Source organism: Vibrio sp. 99-70-13A1 (genome assembly GCF_013114625.1).
In the GTDB taxonomy this organism is placed as follows: domain Bacteria; phylum Pseudomonadota; class Gammaproteobacteria; order Enterobacterales; family Vibrionaceae; genus Vibrio.
In genome coordinates this window covers 12,704-29,354 of record NZ_VTXD01000009.1, presented here as the reverse complement: position 1 = coordinate 29,354, position 16,651 = coordinate 12,704, and the positions used below count along the sequence as shown (strand labels likewise).

15 protein-coding genes are annotated in these 16,651 nt (G+C 41.2%); 10 read left to right on the top strand and 5 right to left on the bottom strand.

All coding sequences use genetic code 11. The annotated features are described in order from the left end of the window. Positions 1–11: 11 nt before the first annotated feature. Positions 12–389 (bottom strand): autonomous glycyl radical cofactor GrcA, encoded by a 378-nt coding sequence (gene grcA, locus F0226_RS08325; protein WP_171735215.1) that lies wholly within the window; start codon positions 387–389, stop codon positions 12–14. A 328-nt stretch (positions 390–717) separates the two neighbouring features. On the opposite strand from grcA, the gene nfo reads away from it, so the two are divergent. The 3 genes from nfo to F0226_RS08310 all read left to right on the top strand — a co-directional run bounded on the left by nfo (position 718) and on the right by F0226_RS08310 (position 3,369). After that, the gene (nfo, locus tag F0226_RS08320) at positions 718–1,611 is read left to right on the top strand and encodes a deoxyribonuclease IV (RefSeq protein WP_171735214.1); all 894 of its coding nucleotides are present in this window, start codon (positions 718–720) and stop codon (positions 1,609–1,611) included. A gap of 439 nt (positions 1,612–2,050) precedes the next feature. Then, complete coding sequence (ung, locus tag F0226_RS08315) at positions 2,051–2,728, top strand: uracil-DNA glycosylase (protein ID WP_171735213.1); 678 nt, start codon at positions 2,051–2,053, stop codon at positions 2,726–2,728. Between the two features lie 89 nt (positions 2,729–2,817). Next, a complete protein-coding gene (locus tag F0226_RS08310) occupies positions 2,818–3,369 on the top strand; it encodes a hemerythrin domain-containing protein (RefSeq protein ID WP_171735212.1) in 552 nt (183 codons plus the stop codon). Positions 3,370–3,562: 193 nt separating this feature from the next. Here F0226_RS08310 and F0226_RS08305 read toward each other — a convergent pair whose 3' ends face one another. Then, a complete protein-coding gene (locus F0226_RS08305) occupies positions 3,563–3,751 on the bottom strand; it encodes a DUF3545 family protein (RefSeq protein WP_171735211.1) in 189 nt (62 codons plus the stop codon). A 708-nt stretch (positions 3,752–4,459) separates the two neighbouring features. Here F0226_RS08305 and F0226_RS08300 point away from each other — a divergent pair. Beyond that, on the top strand, positions 4,460–5,887 hold the full coding sequence (locus F0226_RS08300; protein WP_171735210.1) for an amino acid carrier protein: 1,428 nt from the start codon (positions 4,460–4,462) through the stop codon (positions 5,885–5,887). 225 nt (positions 5,888–6,112) lie between these two features. Then, a complete protein-coding gene (gene yaaA, locus F0226_RS08295) occupies positions 6,113–6,889 on the top strand; it encodes a peroxide stress protein YaaA (RefSeq protein WP_171735209.1) in 777 nt (258 codons plus the stop codon). Positions 6,890–7,065: 176 nt separating this feature from the next. Here the strand turns inward: yaaA and srmB are convergent, their stop codons facing one another. Together srmB and F0226_RS08285 are read right to left on the bottom strand one after the other, a co-directional pair. Then, a complete protein-coding gene (gene srmB, locus F0226_RS08290) occupies positions 7,066–8,313 on the bottom strand; it encodes an ATP-dependent RNA helicase SrmB (protein WP_171735208.1) in 1,248 nt (415 codons plus the stop codon). A 108-nt stretch (positions 8,314–8,421) separates the two neighbouring features. Next, positions 8,422–9,150: a methyltransferase gene (locus F0226_RS08285; protein ID WP_171735207.1), complete on the bottom strand. Its 729-nt coding sequence runs from the start codon at positions 9,148–9,150 to the stop codon at positions 8,422–8,424. Positions 9,151–9,501: 351 nt separating this feature from the next. Between F0226_RS08285 and brnQ the strand changes: the two genes are divergently transcribed. Beyond that, the gene (gene brnQ, locus F0226_RS08280) at positions 9,502–10,815 is read left to right on the top strand and encodes a branched-chain amino acid transport system II carrier protein (RefSeq protein WP_171735206.1); all 1,314 of its coding nucleotides are present in this window, start codon (positions 9,502–9,504) and stop codon (positions 10,813–10,815) included. Positions 10,816–10,971: 156 nt separating this feature from the next. Here the strand turns inward: brnQ and fldB are convergent, their stop codons facing one another. Further along, positions 10,972–11,493 (bottom strand): flavodoxin FldB, encoded by a 522-nt coding sequence (gene fldB / locus F0226_RS08275; RefSeq protein ID WP_171735205.1) that lies wholly within the window; start codon positions 11,491–11,493, stop codon positions 10,972–10,974. 151 nt (positions 11,494–11,644) lie between these two features. On the opposite strand from fldB, the gene xerD reads away from it, so the two are divergent. The 4 genes from xerD (at position 11,645) to prfB (ending at position 16,573) form a co-directional block, all read left to right on the top strand. Beyond that, positions 11,645–12,562, top strand: coding sequence for a site-specific tyrosine recombinase XerD (xerD, locus tag F0226_RS08270; protein ID WP_171735204.1), 918 nt, complete (start codon positions 11,645–11,647; stop codon positions 12,560–12,562). A gap of 26 nt (positions 12,563–12,588) precedes the next feature. Continuing rightward, positions 12,589–13,392, top strand: coding sequence for a thioredoxin fold domain-containing protein (locus F0226_RS08265; protein ID WP_171735203.1), 804 nt, complete (start codon positions 12,589–12,591; stop codon positions 13,390–13,392). Between the two features lie 74 nt (positions 13,393–13,466). Then, on the top strand, positions 13,467–15,203 hold the full coding sequence (recJ, locus tag F0226_RS08260; protein ID WP_171735202.1) for a single-stranded-DNA-specific exonuclease RecJ: 1,737 nt from the start codon (positions 13,467–13,469) through the stop codon (positions 15,201–15,203). Between the two features lie 271 nt (positions 15,204–15,474). Next, positions 15,475–16,573, top strand: a protein-coding gene (gene prfB, locus F0226_RS08255) for a peptide chain release factor 2 (protein WP_171735201.1) whose coding sequence is annotated in 2 segments (ribosomal slippage) — positions 15,475–15,549 and positions 15,551–16,573 — 1,098 coding nt in all. Because the reading frame shifts where the segments join, the coding sequence is not laid out codon by codon here. Positions 16,574–16,651: the final 78 nt, after the last annotated feature.

The window sequence follows — 16,651 nt, the reverse complement described above, 5'->3', positions numbered from 1 at the left end:
TGAGTTCTAAATTATAGAGACTCTGTGAACGTACGTGCGATAACGTCACGTTGCTGTTCAGTTGTTAGAGAGTTGAAGCGAACAGCGTAACCCGAAACACGGATAGTTAGCTGTGGGTATTTCTCTGGGTGTGCAACTGCATCTTCTAGTGTTTCACGCTTAAGAACGTTCACGTTAAGGTGCTGACCACCTTCAATGCGTGGTGCGTTTTCGATTGCTACTTCACGGCTTTCGTATTCACCTAGGTCAGCAGCGGCAATAACTTGATCTGCTTCGTAACCAGCAGAAGCAACAACACAACGAGCTTCGTTCTTCTCGCTGTCTAGTAGCCAGATTGAGTTAAGTAGGTCGTCGTTTGCTGCTTTAGTAATTTGAATACCTTGGATCATATCTATCTCCTAGTCCACTAAAATTGTGGTTTGATTATGGTGTTAACTTTCGTTTTTTATTGAGCTGGGTAATATATACCTAATTTTAGTTGCGATGATATTGATTTAAGTCAAAAAACAACCAAAAACCTTATTTTTTAAAAGGTAATTTTATTGAGATAAATCAATAAAACCTTTGAAAACAATATGATTACAAAATATTTAAAATTATAAAGAATATTTAACGAGTCAGTTTGTTGTAAAATTACTACATTATTTGTATTTTTATTGAACTGACATAGATTACAGCAAGCATTTACCATGTATTCTGAAAGTGTGAAGTGATTTAATGACAAGCAAATTATCATCTGATGAACAAAAATTTATAGGGGCTCATGTCTCTGCTGCCGGTGGTGTGGATCAAGCACCAATGAGAGCGCGTGAAATAGGGGCGAATGCCTTCGCTCTATTTACTAAAAACCAAAGGCAATGGGCAGCAAAACCTCTAGAAGAAAAGACTATTAGAGCGTTTAAAGCCAATTGCAAAATGTTGGGGTTTGGAGCCGATCAAATTCTTCCTCATGATTCTTACCTCATTAATCTGGGTGCCCCTGAAGAAGAGAAGTTAGAGAAATCTCGAGCAGCTTTTATCGATGAAATGGAGCGTTGTAACCAACTTGGTTTAAAACTTCTCAATTTTCATCCTGGGAGTCATTTAAAGAAAATTTCTGAAAGTGAGTGTTTGGCTAAAATTGCAGAGTCTATAAACCTTGCTCATCAAGCTGTGCCTGATGTGATTGCTGTTATAGAGAATACTTCTGGTCAAGGCAGTAACCTTGGGTGGAAATTTGAACATTTAGCTGAAATTATTGAACAAGTAGAAGATAAATCAAGAGTCGCGGTGTGTCTGGACACCTGTCATACCTTTACTGCGGGGTATGACCTACGTACCAAAGTGGCATGTGAGCACACTTTTTCAGAGTTTGATCGTATCGTTGGTATGCACTATCTCAGAGCAATGCACATTAACGATTCAAAAGCTGAGTTTGCTAGCCGTGTTGATAGGCATCACTCGTTAGGTAAAGGTGAAATCGGCTGGGATTGTTTTGAATATATCGCAAGCGATCCAAGATTTGACGGTATCCCATTGATTTTAGAAACAATAGATCCATCATTATGGACATCTGAGATTCAGCAATTAAGAATATTCCACAAAATTTATAGGGATAATGTAGACGTTTAGATAAAACCTCAATAGTTGGCATCTTTCTTTCATAGTGTTTAATGAATATGTAGAACACTAAACAATAGAGGAGGGTGCCTTATGTATTCTTTACCACATACCCCAGAACTTGAAATTAGACCTGCTAGCCGTCTTCCAGCGCCTAATCGCCATAACCACAATCATGGTCATCATCGAACGCAGCAAAAAAGTGGTTAGAAAGCCTCTCTGACTATTGAAATCATTTTGTCCTCAACATAGTTTCTTTAAACACAATTTCTTATAAATAGTGGAATGGGGTATAACTAGCCCCATTCACTATTTTAAGAAGTACTCAAATTTTAGAATCAATCAAATTCTAGAAGCAAGCAAAGTTCTGAAAGCTTGTTAATTTGGAAGGTTAAGCAATTTAATGTCGACAGCTAAACCATCCAAGAAGTCATATTGATAGAGGCAAAAAATGAATTCATTGAAGACATGGGAAACGATCATCGATGATGAGCGCAGTAAAGATTACTTTAAAGAAGTCATAGCGTTTGTGGAAAATGAACGCAATACAGGCAAGGTGATTTTTCCACCTGAAGATCATGTATTTAGTGCGTTTGAAATGACGCCTTTTAAAGATGTGAAAGTAGTCATTATTGGGCAAGATCCTTACCATGGAGCAGATCAGGCTCATGGACTGGCTTTCTCTGTATTACCTGGTGTTAAGATTCCACCTTCACTACGTAATATGTATAAAGAGCTACAGCAAGATATCGATGGTTTTGTTACTCCTTCGCATGGTTACTTAAATACTTGGGCTTCTCAAGGCGTTCTTATGCTCAATACGGTACTGACTGTCGAACAGGGGAAAGCCCATTCTCATGCTAAATGTGGATGGGAAATTTTTACTGATACCATTGTCGAACATCTTAATGAAAGAGAAGAATCCATCATTTTTTTACTTTGGGGAGCCCATGCTCAAAAGAAAGGGCAAGCTATTAATGTAGAAAAGCATCATGTATTAACGGCACCTCACCCTTCGCCTTTGTCTGCACGTCGTGGTTTCTTTGGGTGTCAGCACTTTTCTAAAGTGAATCAAATCTTAAGTGAAGGCGATCAGCCACTTATTAATTGGTCTTTGCCAGAAGAGTAAACCTTTGGTTGTTTTTCGACCACCATCAAAGCGTATTCATTATTCTTCATATACACTTACTTATAGTAGGTGTAATGGAGTGCAATACTATGATGATTGAAAGGATAAGACGCGAGCATAGCTACATGGTGCAATTGTTGGTGATTTTGAGGAACAAAACAGCACAATTGAAAGCGGGTGAAGCAATAAACTACAGTTTGGTTTTTGAAATTGTTAGCTATTTAATGAACCACTCAGAAAAAGTACATCACCCAAAAGAAGACATTATTTACCACCATTACTTAAAACATTATGGTGAAATGCAAAAGATTGAGAACCTAGACACCGAACATAAACGCTTGTCTGATATCACGGCTGAGTTTTTATTGGTTGTGGAGATGATCTTACAAGATGCAGTGGTTCCTCAGCAGGTCTTTATTAGCCAGCTAGAAGGGTTTGTGAGTGCACAAAAAGCCCATCTAGAATTAGAAGAAAGACATATACTACCGATGATCGTTGATACCTTTACGATGAAAGATTGGCAAATGGTCGAATCGCAATGGGCTCAACCTGAAGATGATCCTGTTTTTGGTAATACTATTGCAGACCAATATAGACAGTTAGCGGCAAGAGTTCGCCAGAATGCCGAAGAGTGCGTCTAAATATATTGGATGGTTGAAGTGAGTATCTATACCTCTGTTTTAATATCGGTGCTCAAAGTACGACAGGAACAAAAAAGGCACTATATATGTGCCTTTTTCTAAATTCAGTTTTAGAACTAAAAAATGATTGAGTGAACTAAAGTAGCTGCTAATGTTTCTTAAGGCTTTATGTGTCCTTAAATATTCATGCACTCTATAGTTTTATATCTTCAATCCCGAAATCTAAACCTAAATTCAAATCCATGAGTTCTTTTTGTAAGCGTTTTCGGTCATTGATTTCCTCAATCTCACGCCATTTACGCTTAAGTGGTTTAGCACGGCTCTTTTGAGTCATTCTAGGCATTTCTAGTTCTGCGATATCATCAAATTGAAAGTTATCCATAAGCTATATTCCATCCGTGGTTGAGTCTTTTCGAACTATTAAGTATCACATTTAGCTTCACCATAACTTTGATTTGTTTCGCATTTGTTTCATATATATGAAGGTTTTGTGTGGGTTTTATATGTGTGCTCACAAATTGTCGAACTCAATGCGGTTAAAAAACAAGCAAACGCACTTAGGTAAACGATTAAATTCGTTAGTCTAGAATGTTAATTCATTGTGCGAAGATAATAGCATTTTAATCACAATGCTCCTGAGTGCATATTGTTGAACTGCCGGCGGTCGATCAATGTGCTTATTAAAATATGAAAAAGTAGGTCATACCTTATATAGCCTAGCTCTGCGGTGCATTTATGGAATGCTATCAAACTAAAGAGGGAGCACTGTGAGTTGTTGGAGTGATGTCTGGATAATGTAACTTCAATTGGGGTGGGTTGTTGATTTTTGTGTTAATGAAGTGTGGTTTAATAGTGAAATATCACACTGTAATGCGCCTTTGTGCATATTGATTTTTACTTCATCTAGCTGCATTATCCGCCCGTCAAAAAATACACTGATACGTAAAATGGACGCATGAAGCGACATTTACAGTCTAAATTGCAGTAATAATATAAAAACTAATGCCGACACAACATTGACACTGGCATAGGCAATTTAGAGGAGGGCTAGGATGCAAGATCAGTGCTTAAACTCAATTACGAGGTTCACGTGACAGATTTAATTAATTTAATGAATGATCTCCTGTGGGGATCTATTTTAGTTTACTTACTTGTTGGTGTTGGTATTTACTTCACTGTACGACTAGGTTTCATTCAATTCCGCCATTTCGGCCACATGTTCTCTGTTTTGAAGAACAGCCGTAAAGCCGACAGTGCTGGTATCTCTTCTTTTCAAGCGCTTTGTACCAGTCTGGCCGCTCGTGTAGGTACGGGTAATATGGCAGGTGTTGCTGTTGCACTTACCGCTGGTGGCCCTGGTGCTATCTTCTGGATGTGGTTAATTGCAATGCTGGGTATGGCTACATCATTTGCGGAAAGTACGCTAGCACAGCTATACAAAACGCGTGATAACGACGGCAATTACCGTGGTGGTCCAGCTTACTACATGGAAAAAGGCTTAGGCATGCGTTGGATGGGGGTTCTATTCTCTATCTTCCTTATCATTGCATTCGGTCTAGTATTCAACGCAGTTCAAGCAAATGCCATTGCAAGTGCAATGAATACAGCATTCGACTTTGAGCGTAGCTACGTTGGTGTTGGTATTGTAATTATTTCCGCATTCGTTATCTTCGGTGGCATTCGTAAGATTGCGCGTACTGCTGAAATCATCGTTCCAGTTATGGCGCTTGCTTACCTAGCTATTGCTATCTACGTGATGTTAATGAACATTGAGAAAGTGCCTGAAGTTCTGGCTCTTATCTTCAATAGTGCATTTGGTCTTCAAGAAGCTGCTGCTGGTGGTTTAGGCTACGCAATTGCTCAAGCAATGATCAACGGTATTAAGCGTGGTTTGTTCTCGAACGAAGCTGGTATGGGTTCTGCGCCAAATGCTGCTGCATCGGCAACACCTTACCCGCCGCACCCTGCATCACAAGGTTACGTGCAAATGCTAGGCGTATTCATGGACACTATTGTTATCTGTTCTGCAACAGTAGCAATCATCCTGATGTCTGGTGAGTATGTACCACACGGTGAAGTAACGGGTATTGAACTAACGCAGCGTGCATTAACGGCACAAGTGGGCGAATGGGGTGGCATCTTTGTAGCGGTAGCGATTTTCTTCTTCGCTTTCACTTCAATCATTGCAAACTACTCGTACGCTGAAACAAACCTTATTTTCCTAGAGCACAACAACAAGAAAGGCCTAGTGTTTTTCCGTATCGTTGTACTAGGCATGGTTATGTTCGGTTCTCTTGCGACACTGCCAACGGTATGGGCACTTGCTGACGTATCGATGGGTCTAATGGCGATTGTTAACTTGGTAGCGATTATCTTGTTATCGGGCATCGTGATTAAGCTAGCGAAAGACTACAACCGACAATTAGGCGAAGGTAAAGTACCAACGTTTGATGCGGATGATTTCCCTGAGCTTAAAGCTCAATTGGAAGATGGTATTTGGGTTAACAACAAGAAGTAATCTTGTTGGAGTGATTCATCGCTCATCCTAAAATCATAAGAAAGGCTAAGGTTTCGACCTTAGCCTTTTTCTTTGCCTACTGTTTTTCTTTTTAGCGACTTTTTTTGTTAACGATTAGCAGCCACCTCTGTCTATTGAAGTAATAGGAACAGCCATAAAGACAAAATGTGATTTTTTCTATACTCTAGCTGCTATAAAGTTATCTTTACTAGTAAGGTCAAAGTTATGTTAGTTGTCGTTTCTCCTGCAAAAACATTAGATTATGAGTCACCATTGGCGACTGAACGCTTTAGTCAGCCTGAATTTGTTGAGCATTCAGCAGAGCTAATCGAAGTGTGCCGCAAGCTGACGCCTGCTGATGTATCAGCTTTGATGAAAGTGAGCGATAAAATTGCTGGTTTGAATGTTGCTCGCTTTGAGCAGTGGAGTGAAACCTTCACTCAAGAAAATGCGCGCCAAGCGATTCTTGCTTTTAAAGGGGATGTTTATACTGGGCTAGATGCAGAGACATTGACCGATGAAGATTTTGACTACGCACAAAGCCACCTTCGTATGCTTTCTGGTTTGTATGGTTTACTAAAACCGTTAGATTTGATGCAGCCTTACCGTTTAGAGATGGGCACTCGCCTTGCTAATGAACGTGGTACGAACTTATACCAATTTTGGGGTAACCTCATTACGGATAAGCTGAATGAAGCACTGAACGCACAGGGTGATAATGTGCTAGTTAACCTTGCTTCTAATGAATACTTTAAAGCGGTGAAGCCAAAAGCGTTAGATGGGAAAATTATCACGCCAGTATTTAAAGACTGCAAAAATGGTCAATACAAAGTGATTAGCTTCTACGCTAAAAAAGCGCGAGGCATGATGGCTCGTTATATCATCGAGAATAAAATCGATTCGATTGAAGCATTAACGAAATTTGATACTGCGGGTTATTACTTTGTGGAAGAAGAATCGAATGCTAAAGAGTTAGTCTTTAAGCGCGAAGAGCAGAACTAACCGATCAATCTTATTAGACTCTTAACTATTAGACTCTCAAAGTTCCAGTTATAAAAAAAGCCCCTTGTCGTGATAAACGGCAAGGGGCTTTTTAGTCAGTCTTTCAAGCGAAGCTGTTTTTAAAACTGAGTAGCTACTAAAACTGAACAGCTATTAAAAGCTAGTCAGTAAGATGATTACTTTTTCTTAGCCGCTTTCTTTTTCTTCGCTACTTTTTGCTTAGCGACTGCTTTTTTATCTTCTTTCTTTGGCTTTTTCTTTTTCGTTACCGCTGGCTTTTTGTGTGTTGGACGCATGCCATCAATGAAACGTTCTTTGATCACATCTTTAGTGTAGCGAGCCACACGTTCTACCATCAGTTGGTCATGAGCTTCAACAATCGAAACAGCATTACCTTTTTTACCAGCACGGGCAGTACGACCAATACGGTGAAGGTAAACATCAGCAGTACGTGGCATGTCGTAGTTGATAACGTGGCTGACATCTGGAAGGTCGATACCACGAGCAGCAACATCCGTTGCCAGTAGTACGTTTACAGAACCATCACGGAAGCGCGCTATAGCGTTGTTACGGCGATCTTGAGGCATTTCACCTTGGATCCATGCACATGGAATTTTTGCGCTTTCAAGCTGAGCTCGAAGGTCGCCTAAGCGATCTCGTGTTTTTAGGAACACGATTGAACGTTCAGCTTGCTCAGTAATAATATGTTTAAGCAGGTTCAGTTTGTGTTCTGGTGTATCAGCACGATGGTACCACTGTGTAATCTTCTTACGCTCACGTAGTGAAGGTTGTGCACTAATCTCTGCTGGGTTTTTAAGAAGATCTTCAGTGAAACCTTCAATGCCTTTACCTTCCAGAGTTGCTGAGAAAAGTAAGGTTTGTTTACGCCAGCGACATTCTGCTGATAAGCGGTCAACTACAGGGCCAAAGCCCATATCTAGCATGCGGTCTGCTTCATCTAGAATAAGCCATTCAATTGCGCGACAATCGAAACGCTCACCTTCAATGTATTCCATTAAACGACCAGGTGTTGCAACAACGATATCTTGAGTCGTACTTAAGATGTCAGCGTGCTCTTGGTACATTACGCCGCCTGTGATCGTAAAGATATTTAGGCTGGTGTACTTAGCGAGTTCACGAGCTTGCTCTGTGATCTGCATTGCTAGCTCACGTGTAGGCGTCAGGATAAGCATACGAGCCGGGCCAGCCCTCTTACGAGGGAAGTCTTGCAAGTACTGTAGAGCAGGAAGTACAAAAGAGGCTGTTTTACCTGTGCCCGTTGGTGCAGAAGCTAAAACGTCTTTTCCATCTAACGCTTGTGGGATCGCTTCAGCTTGTATCTGTGTTGGGCGTTCATAGCCCATTTCGTCGATTGCTTTTAGCAGCTCTTGGTTTAGATCGAGTTCTGCAAAGGTTCTGATCACTGTTGTTTCTCCACAAGCAATAGGGTTTCTGCCACTCATTAGGCAGAAGATAAAAAAGAGTAGTCGGACATTATAGAAGCATTAGTGATTAGGATCACATGGTATTTGCTACATCTTGAGATAAAAATCTTTAGTCAGCTGAATAAAGGGATCGCTATAACCGTCATTACTATGAATTGTGAGTTGTTCACACTCCGTAATAACTGATTTATTAGGATCTTTTACTAATTCAAAAAGAAGGCGAGAAGGGGATTTTTTTTCTGTTGTTTTGATTTCAAGCCTGCGTGAAACAGACCAGCCCGATGAGTTTGCGAGTTCAATGAAAGCTTCGCCTTCTGGAGTCGGAAGAATGAAATTAGCGGTAGCGCATTCTGTCGTGATGTTAAAACAATGATTAATTAGTGCGTTATGGGCAAGAGTATGGCTGTGCCTTGCCGTGGCGCGTTGGCTATTTTTCGCCTGCTCTCCGCTATTAAAGTAAGGAGGGTTACAGATAATTCCATCGAACTTCTCTTTAAAAGGCAAAGCAACAATATCAGCATGATGAAGAGTGATTCGATCTTTCCATGGCGAGTTACTTATATTCATGGTGGAAGCTTCAATCGCGTGCTGATCGATATCAACCGCATCAATCGTAGCAAGCGAATAGCGCTGTGCGATCATCAGTGAAAGCAGCCCTGTTCCAGAACCAATATCTATTATTCTCTTTTTATCAGCAAAGTTTGCCCATGCCCCGAGTAAAACACCATCAGTGCTAACTGGCATACCACTTTGCCCTCCAAAAATGGAAAACTGTTTAAAATTGAAGCTCTTGGTTTCAATCATTGTCTTTTTCACTAATATTCTATTTATTTAAATAATTTAAGTGATTACATCTAATGTTAATCGCTTGTGTGGTTGGATGTTCTATTTGTTGGCGGCTTGTTGTGGTTTGTGTGTGGTTTATAGTTTCAGCTATTTTTGATAAAGCAGTGCAATCCACTAGTTAAGGGTCAAAAATACAAATTAATATAGTGTTTTTTTGTGCTGACTTGCAGCTTGATGAGTGTTTCGTCATTATGCGCGACTATTTTATAGATTGAGTGCACGTTTTTAGCGTAGAAGCTCACATAAATAGTAATGATAAGTCACGGAAGAATAATTCGTGCAAACACAACATCAATTCAAAAATATAATTAAGGATTATCTGTGAAACAGAGTTTAAAAATAACAGATATTATTGCATTGGGCTTTATGCTTTTTGCGTTTTTCTTAGGTGCGGGTAACATCATTTTCCCTCCTCTTGCTGGTCAATTAGCCGGTGAAAACTATTTACCAGCCATGTTTGGCTTCCTATTAACAGCGGTTGGTCTTCCTCTTATTACCATTATTGCTATCGCTGTAGCGGGTGGTACTTGGGGACATTTAACTCAAGATCTTCCTAAACGTGCTGCATCAATTATGGCTGTGCTGATTTTTATCATCATTGGTCCTGCATTTGCTGCCCCACGTACCGGTTTAGTTGCGTATGAAATGGCGGTGAAACCGTTCTTCATTGATGCTGTTCAAGCGCACTTGACGATTTTCTCTATTGCTTTCTTTGCTATTGCTATGTTTTTCGCATGGTCTCAAGGCAAGCTAATTGACGTTATCGGTAAGGTACTGACACCTGTCCTATTTGTTGGTCTAGTAATTCTAGCGGCTGCGGTATTTATTAACCCACAAGGTGATATTTTACTGGCGCAGGGTGAATACTTAACTCAACCATTAACGAAAGGTTTCCTTGAGGGTTACAACACCATGGATACCTTTGGTGCGTTGATGTTCGGTATGCTAATTGTTGACGCTATTCGAAGCAAAGGCATTACTGATCGTGCTACTACAACTAAGTACTTAATCAATGCTGGCTGTATTGCAGCTGCGGGTTTAGCCTTTGTTTACATCTCTTTGTTCTACCTAGGTGCAACCAGTTCAGTGGTAGCGATTGGTGCGGATAATGGTGGTGTCGTACTAAGCCAATACGTTCAAGCTCTATTTGGTCCATCGGGTCAAATCGTTCTGTCTGTTATTGTATTGCTTGCTTGTTTAACAACAGCAATTGGCCTTATTTCAGCTTGTTCTGAGTGCTTTAGCTCATTGACGCCTATCTCTTACAAAAAATGGGTCATCATTAATGGTGCGGCTTGTGCGATTGTTGCGAATGTAGGTTTAGCTCAACTGATTTCGCTTTCAGTTCCAGTGCTGTTTGCTCTATACCCAGTGGCTATCGCACTCGTTGCGTTAACTTTCCTTCGTAAGAAACTGCCTAATACCAAAATGGCTTACCGCGTAGTTCTGCTTGTTTCTTTGATGTTTGCTTTGATTGATGCCGCTAAAATTGCAGGTGTTGATGTTTCTGCATTCAACATGTTGCCGTTATTTGAAATTGGCATGGGTTGGTTAATGCCGACTGTCGCTGCGATTGTTTGCATGTTTTTTATTGGGAAGACAGAGCAAGAAGAGTTCACTGAAGAAGTGGCTTAATCGAGGCGAAGAGACTGTGTTTAGAGTGAATCACTTTAAATATCGGATACAAGAATAGAAAAAGGGTAGATGCCAACGCATCTACCCTTTTTTAATATCTATGTGTTGTTCGTGTGCCGCTAGTGTTTACAAAACTGTCTCAATAGAGATTTAAAACTACAGCTTGTCGTGCAGTTCGACCAACACTTGTTCACACCACTTTTCAATGCGTTCATCGCTTAATTCATATTGCGAGTCTTCATCTAATGCGAGACCAACGAATTGAGACTTATCTTCTGTGAGAGCTTTAGACGCTTCAAACTCGTAGCTTTCGTCGTTTGGCCAGTAGCCAATCATTTCTGCTCCTGCAGTTTTTAACTCATCGTGAAGCAGACCCATTGCGTCAAGGAACCACTCACCGTAGCCTTCTTGATCACCTAAACCAAATAATGCGATAGCTTTGCCTTTTACAGGTGTCGCTGCAATATCTTCCCAGATCTCATTCCAATCTTCCTGAATTTCACCAAAATCCCATGTAGAGATCCCAAGTAACAACAGGTCGTAATCTGCCATTAATGAAAGTGGGCTTTCTTTCACGTTATGGATGTCTACAAGGTCTTCACCAATGATGGCTCTGATCTTTTCTGCTGCCATTTCTGTATAGCAAGTGGTTGAGCCGTAAAATAATCCAATTTTCATAGCAAATATTCGGTTTTAGTTTGGGATGGGGGATTCTACCCACAAATTGCTTTTGATTGCAGCGATTATCCGCCCAACTCGTAATTTTTATAGCAATCAATAGTGCACTAGCTTACTCTCAAATGTGTTTTAAATATTATGAGCAAACGCTATGCAGTCGCCATCTCAAGGGCAGAGTTTAGATCATGGAATCGTAGAGCAATTTTTAGATGCGATGTGGATGGAGCGAGGGCTTTCTGAAAATACATTAGTGTCTTATCGCACAGACTTATCTAAGTTATTAGCCTGGATGGAAAAGAATAACTATCGCCTCGACTTCATCAGCCTTTCAGGTTTGCAGGATTATCAAGGCTGGCTAGCGGATCAAGATTTTAAACAAACGTCTCGTGCTCGTATGCTTTCCGCTATTCGTCGTTTATTCCAATATTTGCACCGTGAAAAAGTGCGAGCCGATGATCCCAGTGCTTTGTTAATTAGCCCTAAACTGCCAAAGCGATTACCTAAAGATTTAAGTGAAGAACAGATTGATGCTTTGCTTGAGGCTCCTGACCCTAATGACCCGATCGAACTTCGAGATAAAGCGATGCTTGAATTGCTTTATGCGACAGGCTTACGTGTGACAGAACTGGTGAGTTTGACCATGGAAAATATCAGCCTGCGGCAGGGTGTTGTACGCGTAACCGGTAAAGGCGGTAAAGAGCGTTTAGTGCCGCTAGGTGAAAATGCTGTTGATTGGATAGAAACATTCATTGAGCAAGGTCGCCCACAATTATTAGGTGATAACAGCTCAGATGTTGTCTTTCCGAGTAAACGAGCTCGCCAAATGACCAGGCAAACCTTCTGGTATCGTATTAAGCATTATGCGGTACTGGCGGGAATTGACACGGAATTATTATCGCCTCATGTACTTCGTCATGCTTTTGCTACGCATTTACTGAACTATGGGGCTGATCTAAGAGTCGTACAAATGCTATTAGGGCATAGTGACTTATCTACGACCCAAATTTATACTCACGTGGCAACTGAAAGGCTGAAGCAAATTCATGCTCAGCACCACCCTCGTGCTTAATTCAATTTTATTTTAAGGTGAACTAAATGAGCGTATTACGCCGTCTTCCTTTATTGGCTTTACCCTTTTTTATCACGGCATGTAATGCGTCAGAAGAAACGAAAAAAGTAGATGAGGCGCAGGTTACTGAATCTCAAGCGTCTTCTCAGCCCTCTGATGTATCGGAAGCTGTTGCAAAATCTCTGACAACTCGTTTCGAAAAAATCGGCATTAAAGTATTGAAAATCATTCCTTCAGATATTGATGGTTTGCTTGAAGTTCAAACTAATAACGGCATCATTTTTTCATCGCCTAAAGGGGATCACTTCCTAGCAGGTACTTTGTATTCACTTGATGAAAATGGAAAATTCAGTGATGTATTGGCTGAACGTCAGGCTCCTTTGAATGCAGGTAAAATTGCAGCTCTTGCGGATAAAACAATTGAATACAAAGCTGACAATGAAAAATATGTCGTAACGGTTTTCACTGATATTACCTGTGGTTACTGTGTTCGTTTACATAGCCAAATGAACGGTTATAACGAGTTAGGAATTACTGTTCGTTACATGGCTTACCCTCGTCAAGGTGCGACAGGTCAAGTTGCTGACCAAATGGCTGGTATTTGGGCGGCTCAAGATCCGCAGACGGCTATGCATGATGCGAAAGTGAACCGTAAGTTTGCATCTGATGTGGCGAATATTGAGCAATCAAAACAAGATATTCAGCAGCAATACGCATTAGGTCGTGATCTTGGTATTAGCGGAACGCCTGCAATATTTTTACCAAGCGGTGAGCTTGTAAGTGGTTACTTACCACCAGCTCAACTTTTGGCTCGACTAGAGCAGCAATAAGCAATAAACCGACTTAGTGTTTTTCCCCAACTTGATTTAAGGAGGCTTAACCAAGCGTTAAGCCTGATAGAAGTATGATAGAGATCCAACGTAGACCCGATGTTGATACCAGCGCACTGCCTGCTGAATTACCAGAACTTCTCAAGCGTATTTATGTGAGCCGCGGTATCAATGATGCCTGTCAGTTAGAAACAGCGTCCAAAGGTCTTCATTCCTATCAAAAGTTGGGTGGAATCGATACTGCTGTTGAGTTGCTATTTAATGCTATTCAGCAGCAAAAACGCATCATCATTGTCGGTGATTTTGATGCAGATGGCGCGACCAGTTCGGCGTTGTCTGTGCTTGCTCTGCGTATGCTAGGAAGTTCCAACGTTGATTATCTCGTCCCAAACCGTTTTGAGGATGGTTATGGCTTGAGCCCTGAGGTTGTTGAACAAGCAATCGAACTTGGTGCTGAAATGATCATGACGGTCGATAATGGTGTTTCTTCGATTGACGGTGTTCGTTTCGCGAAAGAAAAAGGGTTAGATGTTTTGGTAACAGACCATCACTTACCTGGTCATGAATTGCCTATCGCTGATGCAATGGTTAACCCAAACTTAGAAAGCTGCGCTTTTCCTTCAAAAGCACTAGCCGGTGTGGGCGTTGCTTTCTATTTGATGATGGCTTTGTGCGTTCATATGCGTAAGTTAGGTTGGTTTGCTCAACACGGCATGACAGAGCCGAAGCTAATGGAACTGATTGATCTTGTCGCGCTAGGTACCGTTGCTGATGTGGTACCTCTTGATGAGAATAATCGAATTTTGGTCCATCAAGGATTACAACGCATTCGTGCAGGTAAAGCACGTCCTGGAATTCAAGCATTAATCGAAATCGCCAAGCGAGATGCTAAGCGTTTAGTGGCGTCTGATTTTGGTTTTGCTCTTGGTCCTCGTATCAATGCGGCTGGCCGATTGGATGATATGTCATTTGGTGTTGAGCTTCTGATGAGTAACAACATCCACGCTGCCCGCAGAATGGCGAGTGAGTTAGATGGCTTGAACCAAACTCGTAAAGAGATCGAAGAAGGCATGAAACAAGAAGCGATGGCTTTTTGTGAGCGACTTGAATTTGGTAAAGACGATTTACCTTCTGGTTTAGCCCTGTTCCAACGTGATTGGCATCAAGGTGTCATCGGTATTTTGGCTTCTCGTATTAAAGATAAATATCACCGACCTGTTATTGCTTTTGCAGATGGCGGGGAGGGCAGCATTAAAGGTTCATGTCGCTCAATTCCGGGTTTGCACATGCGCGATGCATTAGACCGAATTGATACTCAAAACCCAGGCTTAATTTTAAAGTTTGGTGGGCATGCCATGGCGGCCGGTTTGACCATTATGGAAAAAGACTTCGAGCGATTCAGCAAGATGTTTGATGACGTTGTGCGTAAAGAGCTTGGTGAGACAGCGTTGAAGGGCATTATCTTGTCTGATGGTGAACTGTTACCTGAAGAGTTTTCCATGCATACCGCAGAAACTTTACGTGCTGGTGGTCCATGGGGGCAAGCTTTCCCTGAACCTATCTTCGATGGCGAGTTTAAGGTTCTTCACCAAAAGCTAGTGGGTGAGAAGCACTTAAAATTGATGCTTGAACCTTTGTATAAAGGTCACCCAACCAATGTCATGATTGATGGTATCGCTTTTAACGTTGATCTAAGACGTTGGCCTGACGCATCTGTTAAAACGGTTCATTTAGCATATAAGCTCGATATAAATGAATTCCGTGGTAACCAATCTCTTCAATTGATGGTTGATCACTTAGATGCGAAATGACTAGACGCAAAATCGCTAGAAGCCAAATCAAGCGCTTACTAGTTATCACTAATATTCACCTTATTCAGTCAGATCTAATGACTGGATAAGTGAATGGCATCATTCAATCGTGTTTCAAAAGTAAATCAAACTCGATGATTTTCGCGTCGAGTTTACATTCTACGTACAAGTCTGCGATCTCTTCTTTATCCAACCTAAAAAATTCTGTATCTCCGTCACACTTTTGAGTACAATTCTTCGGTTAAATTCTACTCATAAATGATGAGCTAAAATGTTTGAAATCAATCCTATAAAAAACCGTCTGCAGGATGTGTCTGAGCGCACAAATATCCTGAGGGGGTATCTTTGACTATGACGCTAAGAAAGAGCGTCTAGAAGAAGTAAACGCAGAACTAGAACAACCGGATGTATGGAACGAACCTGAGCGTGCGCAAGCGCTGGGTAAAGAGCGTTCATCACTAGAGGCAGTAGTTGAAACTATCGATCTTCTTGACCAAGGTGTTGAGGATGTGGAAGGGCTACTTGAGCTAGCGGTTGAAGAAGAAGACCAAGAAACGTTTGACGAAATCGAACCAGAATTAGCAGAGCTAGAAGCTAAGCTAGAAAAGCTGGAATTCCGTCGTATGTTTGCTGGCGATCACGATGCATCAGATTGCTATATCGACTTACAATCAGGCTCGGGCGGTACAGAAGCTCAAGACTGGACTTCAATGATGCTCCGCATGTACTTGCGTTGGGCTGATTCGAAAGGCTTCAAAACTGAAGTTATTGAAATGTCGGATGGTGATGTGGCTGGTCTGAAAGGCGCAACGGTACGCATCTCTGGTGAGTATGCTTATGGTTGGTTACGTACAGAGACTGGTGTTCACCGTCTAGTTCGTAAATCACCTTTTGATTCAAGTGGTCGTCGTCATACTTCATTTGCATCTGCGTTTATCTACCCAGAGATTGATGACAACATTACGATCGACATTAATCCTTCTGACCTACGTATTGATGTTTACCGTGCCTCTGGCGCTGGTGGTCAACACGTAAACACCACTGAATCTGCGGTACGTATTACTCACGTTCCAACCAATACAGTGGTTCAATGTCAGAATGACCGCTCGCAGCATAAGAACAAAGATCAAGCGATGAAGCAGCTACGTGCTAAGCTTTTTGAACTTGAGATTCAAAAACAAAATGCTGAAAAACAAGCGAGCGAAGAAACGAAATCAGACATCGGTTGGGGCAGTCAAATCCGCTCTTACGTACTGGATGATTCTCGTATCAAAGATTTGCGCACCGGTATCGAAAACCGTAATACTCAAGCGGTTCTTGACGGTGACTTAGACAAGTTTATTGAAGCTAGCCTGAAATCAGGTCTGTAAGCTTTACCGACTATTAAGCTTTACCAATAATATTGGTAAAAATGCCTATATTTGCAAAAATATAGCTGTCCAAATTAT

What these genes read in the sequence shown, in the direction of transcription:
- grcA (WP_171735215.1), bottom strand. Translation starts at nt 389, where the DNA reads ATGATCCAAGGTATTCAAATTACTAAAGCAGCAAACGACGACCTACTT.
- nfo (WP_171735214.1), top strand. Translation starts at nt 718, where the DNA reads ATGACAAGCAAATTATCATCTGATGAACAAAAATTTATAGGGGCTCAT.
- ung (WP_171735213.1), top strand. Translation starts at nt 2,051, where the DNA reads ATGAATTCATTGAAGACATGGGAAACGATCATCGATGATGAGCGCAGT.
- F0226_RS08310 (WP_171735212.1), top strand. Translation starts at nt 2,818, where the DNA reads ATGATGATTGAAAGGATAAGACGCGAGCATAGCTACATGGTGCAATTG.
- F0226_RS08305 (WP_171735211.1), bottom strand. Translation starts at nt 3,751, where the DNA reads ATGGATAACTTTCAATTTGATGATATCGCAGAACTAGAAATGCCTAGA.
- yaaA (WP_171735209.1), top strand. Translation starts at nt 6,113, where the DNA reads ATGTTAGTTGTCGTTTCTCCTGCAAAAACATTAGATTATGAGTCACCA.
- fldB (WP_171735205.1), bottom strand. Translation starts at nt 11,493, where the DNA reads ATGAAAATTGGATTATTTTACGGCTCAACCACTTGCTATACAGAAATG.
- xerD (WP_171735204.1), top strand. Translation starts at nt 11,645, where the DNA reads ATGCAGTCGCCATCTCAAGGGCAGAGTTTAGATCATGGAATCGTAGAG.
- F0226_RS08265 (WP_171735203.1), top strand. Translation starts at nt 12,589, where the DNA reads ATGAGCGTATTACGCCGTCTTCCTTTATTGGCTTTACCCTTTTTTATC.
- recJ (WP_171735202.1), top strand. Translation starts at nt 13,467, where the DNA reads ATGATAGAGATCCAACGTAGACCCGATGTTGATACCAGCGCACTGCCT.